Origin of the sequence: Propionicimonas sp. (assembly GCF_047606205.1) — a bacterium.
Taxonomy (GTDB): domain Bacteria; phylum Actinomycetota; class Actinomycetes; order Propionibacteriales; family Propionibacteriaceae; genus Propionicimonas.
Window position 1 is genome coordinate 1 of record NZ_JASGES010000257.1, and the last position, 8213, is coordinate 8213.

Annotated in this window: 9 protein-coding genes and 1 pseudogene; 9 read left to right on the forward strand and 1 reads right to left on the reverse strand. The window is 71.8% G+C overall.

Features of this window, described 5'->3' with window-relative positions; translation table 11 throughout:
• The 3 genes from hisH to QM633_RS16025 all read left to right on the forward strand — a co-directional run.
• Window positions 1-533, forward strand: a 533-nt coding sequence (gene hisH, locus QM633_RS16015) for an imidazole glycerol phosphate synthase subunit HisH (RefSeq protein ID WP_415154848.1), incomplete at its 5' end; no start/stop codon positions are given.
• A 31-nt stretch (window positions 534-564) separates the two neighbouring features.
• Window positions 565-1296: a bifunctional 1-(5-phosphoribosyl)-5-((5-phosphoribosylamino)methylideneamino)imidazole-4-carboxamide isomerase/phosphoribosylanthranilate isomerase PriA gene (priA, locus tag QM633_RS16020; RefSeq protein ID WP_415154850.1), complete on the forward strand. Its 732-nt coding sequence runs from the start codon at window positions 565-567 to the stop codon at window positions 1294-1296.
• Between the two features lie 249 nt (window positions 1297-1545).
• Window positions 1546-2871, forward strand: coding sequence for a GH25 family lysozyme (locus QM633_RS16025; RefSeq protein WP_415154852.1), 1326 nt, complete (start codon window positions 1546-1548; stop codon window positions 2869-2871).
• A 22-nt stretch (window positions 2872-2893) separates the two neighbouring features.
• Here QM633_RS16025 and QM633_RS16030 read toward each other — a convergent pair whose 3' ends face one another.
• Window positions 2894-3982, reverse strand: a complete 1089-nt coding sequence (locus QM633_RS16030; RefSeq protein WP_415154854.1) for a biotin/lipoate A/B protein ligase family protein — start codon at window positions 3980-3982, stop codon at window positions 2894-2896.
• A 67-nt stretch (window positions 3983-4049) separates the two neighbouring features.
• Between QM633_RS16030 and QM633_RS16035 the strand changes: the two genes are divergently transcribed.
• From QM633_RS16035 to QM633_RS16060, 6 genes and pseudogenes are all read left to right on the forward strand, one after another.
• Window positions 4050-4817: a YebC/PmpR family DNA-binding transcriptional regulator gene (locus QM633_RS16035; protein WP_415154856.1), complete on the forward strand. Its 768-nt coding sequence runs from the start codon at window positions 4050-4052 to the stop codon at window positions 4815-4817.
• An 85-nt stretch (window positions 4818-4902) separates the two neighbouring features.
• On the forward strand, window positions 4903-5457 hold the full coding sequence (gene ruvC, locus QM633_RS16040) for a crossover junction endodeoxyribonuclease RuvC (RefSeq protein ID WP_415154858.1): 555 nt from the start codon (window positions 4903-4905) through the stop codon (window positions 5455-5457).
• A complete protein-coding gene (gene ruvA / locus QM633_RS16045; protein WP_415154860.1) occupies window positions 5454-6056 on the forward strand; it encodes a Holliday junction branch migration protein RuvA in 603 nt (200 codons plus the stop codon). Before ruvC ends, ruvA begins: the two co-directional genes overlap by 4 nt.
• Window positions 6057-6080: 24 nt before the next feature.
• On the forward strand, window positions 6081-7133 hold the full coding sequence (gene ruvB, locus QM633_RS16050; protein ID WP_415154862.1) for a Holliday junction branch migration DNA helicase RuvB: 1053 nt from the start codon (window positions 6081-6083) through the stop codon (window positions 7131-7133).
• 104 nt (window positions 7134-7237) lie between these two features.
• The gene (gene yajC, locus QM633_RS16055; RefSeq protein ID WP_415154864.1) at window positions 7238-7711 is read left to right on the forward strand and encodes a preprotein translocase subunit YajC; all 474 of its coding nucleotides are present in this window, start codon (window positions 7238-7240) and stop codon (window positions 7709-7711) included.
• A gap of 16 nt (window positions 7712-7727) precedes the next feature.
• Window positions 7728-8213 (forward strand): annotated as a pseudogene (locus QM633_RS16060) (protein translocase subunit SecD); the annotation flags it as partial.

An 8213-nucleotide genomic window follows, 5' to 3' on the forward strand; every position in this document is an offset into this window, starting at 1 on the left:
CCGACGCCGGCGCGGCGCTGGCCGCGGACGGTCTGGTGGTGCCGGGCGTCGGCGCGTTCGCCGCGTGCATGGCGGGGCTGGCGGACGTGGCCGGCCCGGAGCTGATCCGCGCTCGGCTCGCGGCGGCCAAGCCGGTGCTCGGCATCTGCGTCGGCCACCAGGTGCTGTTCGACCTGGGCGTCGAGCACGGCGCCCAGGCCTCCGGGGTCGGGGTGCTGCCGGGGGTGGTGGAGCGGCTGGACGCCTCCCCACTGCCACACATGGGCTGGAACACGGTCTCGCCCCCGCCGGACAGCAGGATGTTCGCCGGCGTGGCGGGCGAGCGGTTCTACTTCGTGCACTCCTACGGCGTGCACGCCACGACCGGCTGGCCCGCCGATGCCCTGATCACCTGGGCCGAACACGGCGGTGACCGGTTCGTCGCCGGGGTCGAGCGGGGCCCGCTGTGGTCCACGCAGTTCCACCCGGAGAAGTCCGGGGCGGCCGGTGCGCGCCTGCTCCGCAACTGGGTCGCCACGCTCGTGCACGCCTGACCCGTCAGTCGTCTCGTCCCGGAGAGGAACCATGAACGATCTCGTGCTGCTGCCCGCCGTCGACGTGCAGGGCGGCCAGGCCGTCCAGCTCACCCAGGGGGTGGCCGGGTCGGAGAAGGTCTTCGGCGACCCGCTGACCGCCGCCCGCCGGTGGCAGGACGCGGGCGCGTCCTGGCTGCACCTGGTCGATCTCGACGCGGCGTTCGGCAGGGGAAGCAACGCCGGCGTGATCGCCGACATCACCGCCGCGATGGAGCTCGACGTGGAGCTGTCCGGGGGGATCAGGGACGACGCGAGCCTGGAGCGGGCTCTGGCCACAGGGTGCCGCAGGGTGAACATCGGTACCGCCGCACTGGAGAACCCTGCCTGGTGCGACCGGATCATCGGCGAACACGGCGACCGGATCGCGATCGGCCTCGACGTGCGCGGCACCCGCCTGGCCGCCCGCGGGTGGACGCGTGAGGGGGGCGAGCTGTGGGAGACCCTCGACCGGCTGAATGCGGCCGGCTGCTCGCGCTACGTGGTCACGGACGTGGCCAGCGACGGCATGCTCAGCGGCCCGAACCTCGCGCTGCTCGCGGACGTCTGCGCGCGCACCGACGCCCCGGTGGTGGCCAGCGGCGGCGTGTCGAGCCTCGACGACCTGCGGGCGCTGCGCGGGCTCGTCCCGCTCGGCGTGGAGGGGGCGATCGTCGGCACCGCCCTGTACGTCGGGAACTTCACCATCGCCGAGGCGCTGCGGGCCTGCGCGGCGGATGACTGAGGCCGAGCCGGTCGCGGCCCGGGCCGAGCGCCCAGAGCCCAGCCGACCGATCCGGGCGGGCTCCGGACTGGTCGCGATCACGACGACGACCCCGTGGCCGAGCGGCAGGAGGGTGTGATCCCTGCACCCGAGGTCGAGCTATCGCGGGCCGGCAGGCCGCCCCGGGAGACCTCGGCGTGCGGCCGGGTTACGATCGCCGGGACCCGGCGGGCATCGTCCCGCGTGCCGAGGACGAAGGCCCGACAGCTCGTGACCCAGCTCGTGAAGCGAATCCCCAAGGCCATTGCGGTGGCGATGTTCGGCTCGGTGCTGGCCGCCTGCACGCTGTCCACCCCGTCGCCGTCCCAGGCCGCCGGCGCCCCCGCCGTGCACACGGTCGGCGGTGTCCTGTCCGCCTCCGGGGTGCCGGCCGCCGTCGTGCAGACGAGCATCACTTCCGAGCCGAAGAGCGCGAAGGTCGGCAAGTACGGCACCACCACGACGGCCACGTTCACCGTGAAGGCCGCCGGCACCTCGCTGTCCTACAGGTGGCAGCACCGGGCCGGCGCGGGGAAGGCCTGGAGGACCGTCGCTCACGCGACGTCCCGCTCCTACAAGGCGAAGGCGTCGGTGTGGGCCAGCGGCACCCAGTTCCGCGTGGTGGTCACCGGCAGGCTCGGCAAGGACACGTCGAAGACGGTGACCTTCACCGTCCTGAAGCCGACCAGGACGCCGGCGAAGGACGCGGAGAAGGCGTTCGGGCTGACCGGGCTCAGCCAGGGCGTGGACCTCTCCGCCTACCAGTACACCCCGACGAGCCGGATCGACATGAAGGCCGTTGCCGCGTGGGCGGGCGAGGACGGGTTCACCCTGCTGCGGCTGGGCAGCGGGGCCCGCCCGATCCGGCAGCCGTATGTGGACGCCTGCACGAACCGGGCGAAGAAGATGGGCGCGAAGCCGGTGACCCAGGACTGCGCGTACGCCCGCCTCGCCGGCCAGGCCACGAAGGCGGGGCTGTCCCTGGGCCACTACTGGTTCAACGGCTGGATCGACGAGATCGACACCACCAGGAAGCAGCTGTTCGCCGGCGGCTACACGACCGAGGACTCCGCACGGCAGTTCGTGACGTGGCTGAAGGCCGACGGCCACTACACGACGTCGAGCACCGACCCGCTGGTGCTGGACATCGAGGCAGGCAAGGCCTGGACGCGCACCTACGACGGCAAGAAGTACACCAAGAAGCTGAGGGCCTGGAACCCGGAGGAGGCCGCCGCCTTCCTCAGCGCCGTGCGCACCCTGTTGACCGGTGCCGGCTACCAGGCCAACCTCTACGTCTACATGAGCGCGAACGCCGCGTCGAAGAAGGTCGACGGCGCCTACTACTGGCAGGACGTCGCCCCGCTCGCGCGGCTCTGGGTCGCCTCGTGGGGTACCGACAACGGCCGGATTCCTGCCGCGCAGCCGAAGGTCGGTCCCTGGGCGGACTTCGGCGGCTGGTCGATCTGGCAGTACACCAGCAACGCCCGCTTCTCCGGCTCGGGGGTCGGCGCCCTCGACGGAGACATCGCCAGGTCGGACGCCTGGACCGTCCGCTGACCGCCGGTCCGGGGCTGGCCGGTCACGGGACCCGGGCCGTCCAGGTCGGGTCGAGGAACTTCGTGCGGGCGAGCTCGCGGGCCGCCTCCCTCTCCTCCGCGGTGAGGGTGTCGTCGACCGTGCGGTACTCACGACGGAACGTGTCCAGGAAGGAGGCGATCACGTCCTGCCTGGGCAGGTGGGTCTGCGACCGCACCGGGTCGACCCGCTTGTTCGCGCTCTTCGTGCCCTTGTCGGACAGCTTCTCCCGACCGATCCGCAGCACCTGCAGCATCTTGTCGGCGTCGATGTCGTAGGCCATCGTCACGTGGTGCAGCACCGCACCCCCGACGAACCGCTTCTGCGCGGCGCCGGCGAGCTTGCCCACCGACGACGCGATGTCGTTCAGTCCGGCGTAGTGCGCCTCGACCCCCACCTCGCCCAGCGCCTTCAGCACCCATTCGTCCAGGAACGCATAGGACGCCTCGTAGCTCATCCCGTCCACGAGAGTCTCCGGCACCACGAGGGAGAAGGTGATGCAGTTGCCGGCCTCCATGAACATGGCGCCACCGCCGGACACCCGGCGGACGACCTGCACGCCCAGCTCGGCCGCAGCCTCGGCGTCCACCTCGTTGCCCAGCGACTGGAACGACCCGATCACGACAGCGGGGTTGCGCCACTCCCAGAATCGCAGCGTCGGTCCGCGCCGCCCGGCAGCCAGTTCGCGGGACAGCACCTCGTCCAGCGCCGCGTGCTCGGCCGGCTCGAGGACGCCTGTGTCGAGGTAGGTGAAGGTGTGGTCCGACCAGTTCGTGGACCGTCCGAGCGCGCGCCGGACCGCCATCGCCACGGCGCGCGAGTCGAAGCCCACCATGGTGATCGGCAGGCTGATCGAGCCCTCCGCGCCGGCCCTGGCCAACTCGTCGTCCACCCGCGCGGCGAGCTCGGAAGGGACCGTGTCGACGTTCACTCCGGCCAGGGCCCGGTCGATCACGTCGAGCGCCTCGTCGGGTTCGAGGAAGAAGTCGCCGCTGACCCTGACCTGCGCCAGCCGGCCGTCGACGACCTCCAGGTCCGCGGCCACCAGCTTGCCGCCCGGCACCTTGTACTCCCCGTGCACCCGCTCGCTCATGGTCGGCAGACTAGGTGGCCTAGACTGAGGCGCGCAAAAGCCACCAGCGACGACGGACGGGTAGTACATGAGCGGTCACTCCAAGTGGGCCACCACCAAGCACAAGAAGGCGGCGATCGACGCCAAGCGGGGCAAGCTGTTCGCCAAGCTGGTCAAGAACATCGAGGTCGCCGCGCGGACCGGCGGCGCCGACCCGTCCGGCAACCCCACCCTCTACGACGCGATCCAGAAGGCGCGCAAGAACTCCGTGCCGGTCGACAACATCGACCGCGCGGTCAAGCGCGGAGGCGGCGTCGGTGGCGACGCCGTGGACTACACCGCGCTGACCTACGAGGCCTACGGGCCGGCGGGCGTGGCGATCCTGATCGAGTGCCTCACCGACAACCGCAACCGCTCCGCCTCCGACGTGAAGGTGGCGGTGACCCGCAACGGCGGCACGATGGCCGACGTCGGCTCGGTCTCGCGCATCTTCGACCGCAAGGGCGTCGTGGAGGTCGCCAAGGCCCAGACCGGGCGCACCCTCAGCGAGGACGACCTCCTCGAGGCCACCCTGGACGCCGACCCGGAGGACGTGTCCGACGACGGCGAGAACTTCCGCGTGATCAGCGACCCGAACGCCGTCGTCGAGGTCCGCAAGGCCGTCCAGGCCGCCGGCCTCGACTACGAGTCGGCCGAGGTGGAGTTCGTGCCCCAGTACACCCAGGCCATCGACACCAGGGAGGCGGCGGAGAAGCTGTTCCGGCTCCTGGACGCGATCGAGGACCTCGACGACGTGCAGAACGTGTACAGCAACGAGGACGTGCCCGACGAGATCGGCGCCCAGCTCGACGAGTGACCGCGCCGACCGGCGTGGCAGCCGCCGCGGGCGGGCACCGCACCGCTAGTATCCGAACATCTGTTCGGACGGCGGGAAGCGGGAGATGCGTGTACTCGGAGTGGATCCCGGCCTGACCCGCTGCGGCGTCGGGGTGATCGAGGGCACGCCGGGCCGGCCGCCCCGGCTGGTCGCGGTCGGGGTGATCACGACCCCCGCCGACCTCGCCCTCCCGCTGCGGCTGCTCAGGATCGAGGAGGGGCTCACCACCTGGGTGCGTGAGCACCGACCGGAGGTCGTCGCCGTCGAGCGGGTGTTCGCCGACCAGAACGTGCTCTCGGTGATCGGGACGGCGCAGGCCTCCGGTCTGGCCATGCTGGTCGCCGCCAGGGCCGGCCTGCCCGTCCACACCCACACCCCGACCGAGGTGAAGGCGTCCATCACCGGGTCCGGCCGGGCGGAGAAGGCCCAGGTCGGGGCGATGGTCGCCCGCATCCTCAAGCTGGAGGCCCCGCCGCGTCCCGCCGACGCCGCGGATGCGGTCGCGCTGGCGATCTGCCACCTGTGGCGGGGCGGTGGCGAGGACCGGATCGCGCAGGCGGTCGCCCGCCAGGAGCAGGCGCGGGCGCAGCAGGCGCAGGCCCGGAGGGCGACGGCATGATCTCCCAGCTCACCGGAACCGTCGCGGCGATCGGCGGCACCTGGGTCGTCGTCGACCTGTCCGGGTTCGGGGTGAAGGCGCTGTGCACGCCGTCGACCGCCGGATCGGTCGCGGTCGGCTCGACGGTCACGCTGTACACCTCGCTGGTGGTGCGGGAGGACTCGCTCACCCTGTACGGGTTCGCCGAGCCGGGGGAGCGGGACTGCTTCGAACTCGTCCAGGGCGCCACCGGCATCGGGCCCAAGATCGCCCAGGCGGTCGTGTCGGTGTTCACCCCCGGCGAGTTCCGCGCGGCGGTGGCCGGCAGCAACGTCGCCGCGATCACCCGGGTCCCGGGGATCGGCCCCAAGGGCGCCCAGCGACTCGTCCTCGAATTGAAGGACAAGGTGGCGATCCTGGCCGGCAGCGGGGGCCCGGACGTGCTCGCGGCCACGGGCGGCGACTGGCGCGAGCAGGTCCGTGCGGGGCTGGAGGGGTTGGGCTACTCCAGCAGGGACGCGGAGTCCGCCTGCGACCAGGTCGCTCCGCTGGCCGCGGAGAAGCCGGACTCGCCCGTGGCCGTCCTGCTCCGCGCCGCGCTGCGCAGCCTGGCCCGGTGAGCGGGGTCTGGCAGAGTGTCCGACGTGCCGTCCACGCAGACCGATCCGCTCGACCCGTACGTCCACAGCGACGAGCAGGCCGCCGAGTCGGCCCTGCGCCCGTCCTCGCTGGCCGAGTTCGGCGGCCAGCGCCGGGTCAGTGACCAGCTCGGGCTGGTGCTGGCCGCCGCCCGGCACCGCGGCGCCACGCCCGACCACGTCCTGCTCTCCGGTCCTCCGGGGCTGGGCAAGACCACGCTGGCGATGATCATCGCGGCCGAGATGGGCGCCCCGATCCGGATCTCCTCGGGCCCGGCGATCCAGCACGCCGGCGACCTGGCGGCGATCCTGTCCGGTCTCGCCGAGGGCGAGGTCTTCTTCCTCGACGAGATTCACCGGATGTCCCGGCCCGCGGAGGAGATGCTCTACCTGGCCATGGAGGACTTCCGGGTCGACGTGGTCGTCGGCAAGGGACCCGGAGCCACCGCGATCCCGCTGGACATCCCCCGGTTCACCCTGGTCGGTGCGACCACGCGTGCCGGACTGCTGCCCGGGCCGCTGCGGGACCGGTTCGGTTTCACCGCGCAGCTCGACTTCTATGCCGCGGCCGACCTCGAGGACATCCTGCGCCGCTCGGCCGTGCTGTTGGGGATCACCCTGGACGCCGACGCCGCAACCGAGATCGCCTCCCGGTCCCGGGGGACGCCCCGGATCGCGAACCGGCTGTTGCGGCGCGTCCGCGACTACGCACTGGTCAAGGCGGACGGGCGGCTCACCCGGCGGGTCGCGGCCGCGGCGCTCGAACTGTACGAGGTCGATCCGCTCGGCCTGGACCGGCTCGATCGCGCGGTGCTGGACGCGCTGTGCCGCGGCTTCGGCGGCGGGCCGGTCGGGCTGACCACGCTCGCGCTGGCGGTGGCGGAGGAGGCGGAGACCATCGAGGAGGTTGCGGAGCCGTTCCTGGTCAGGGAGGGCTTCCTGATGCGCACGCCGCGCGGGCGCGTGGCCACCCGAAGGGCGTGGGCGCACCTCGGGCTCACGCCGCCGGCGGCCACCGGAACGCCGCCGGACCCGCCCGACCTGTTCAGCGGCGAGTGAGCCGGCGGCGGAGACGCCAAATGGGTATTCCCAGCTTGCGGCGCTAGGCTACGACTTCGGCGGCGACGCCGCCCCCTACTTGAGTGAACGTGAGGTAATCGCCAATGGGCTCAGACATGTGGTCCACCGTGCTCCTGTTCGTCCTGGCGGGCGGAGTGCTGTACTTCCTGATGATCCGGCCGCAGCAGAAGCGCCAGAAGGAACAGAAGGACCTGATGAGTTCGCTCGAGCCGGGCTCGCGCGTCATGCTGATCTCAGGCATCCTCGCCACCGTCAAGTACGTGGGCGACAAGCAGGCCGTCGTCGAGATCTCCCCCGGGGTCGAGATGACCGTCGACAAGCGTGCGATCAGCCCGCAGCCGGTGACCGACGAGTTCGAGTACGCCGACGACGACGCGGCGGCCGAGGAGCCGGCCGGACCGGTCGTCATCCCCGACGATGCGTCGTCGCTGACCGGCCCGATCGCATCGGAGCCGCAGGCCGCCCCGGACGCTCCGGTCGCCGACCCGGCCTCCGATGTCGCCGAGACGACCTGGGACACGCCGGGCAGCGACGATCCCGGCACCGACAAGAACTGAGCGATTCAGGTTTCACGTGGCTACGACAAGCAGGAAACACGCGCATCCGCTGCGCACCCTGATTCTCCTCGCGCTGGTCATCGCGGCGCTGTTCGGGGTGATGGCGTGGAACAACATCTGGACGCCCAAGCTCGGCCTCGACCTGCGCGGCGGCAGCACGATCACCCTGACCGCCTCCAACGTGAGTGGGACCGGCGGCGTCGACGCCAAGAGCCTCGAACTGGCACGGACGATCATCCAGCAGCGGGTGGACTCGATCGGTGTCGGCGAGAGTGAGGTGACCACCTCCGGCGACCGCCAGATCGTGGTCTCGGTGCCGAACGTCCAGCAGGACGAACTGGTGCAGATGGTCGGCAAGACCGCACAGCTGTACTTCCGCCAGGTCTTCAAGCAGGAGGCGTCGACCGGCACCACGGCGACCGCCCAGCCCACGGCGACGGCGTCCGCGGAGGAGCCGACCGCCACCGCGGAGCCGACCGCCACCGAGCAGGCGACGGCGACC

What these genes read in the sequence shown, in the direction of transcription:
- QM633_RS16035 (WP_415154856.1), top strand. Translation starts at nt 4,050, where the DNA reads ATGAGCGGTCACTCCAAGTGGGCCACCACCAAGCACAAGAAGGCGGCG.
- yajC (WP_415154864.1), top strand. Translation starts at nt 7,238, where the DNA reads ATGGGCTCAGACATGTGGTCCACCGTGCTCCTGTTCGTCCTGGCGGGC.
- ruvC (WP_415154858.1), top strand. Translation starts at nt 4,903, where the DNA reads ATGCGTGTACTCGGAGTGGATCCCGGCCTGACCCGCTGCGGCGTCGGG.
- ruvA (WP_415154860.1), top strand. Translation starts at nt 5,454, where the DNA reads ATGATCTCCCAGCTCACCGGAACCGTCGCGGCGATCGGCGGCACCTGG.
- QM633_RS16030 (WP_415154854.1), bottom strand. Translation starts at nt 3,982, where the DNA reads ATGAGCGAGCGGGTGCACGGGGAGTACAAGGTGCCGGGCGGCAAGCTG.
- priA (WP_415154850.1), top strand. Translation starts at nt 565, where the DNA reads ATGAACGATCTCGTGCTGCTGCCCGCCGTCGACGTGCAGGGCGGCCAG.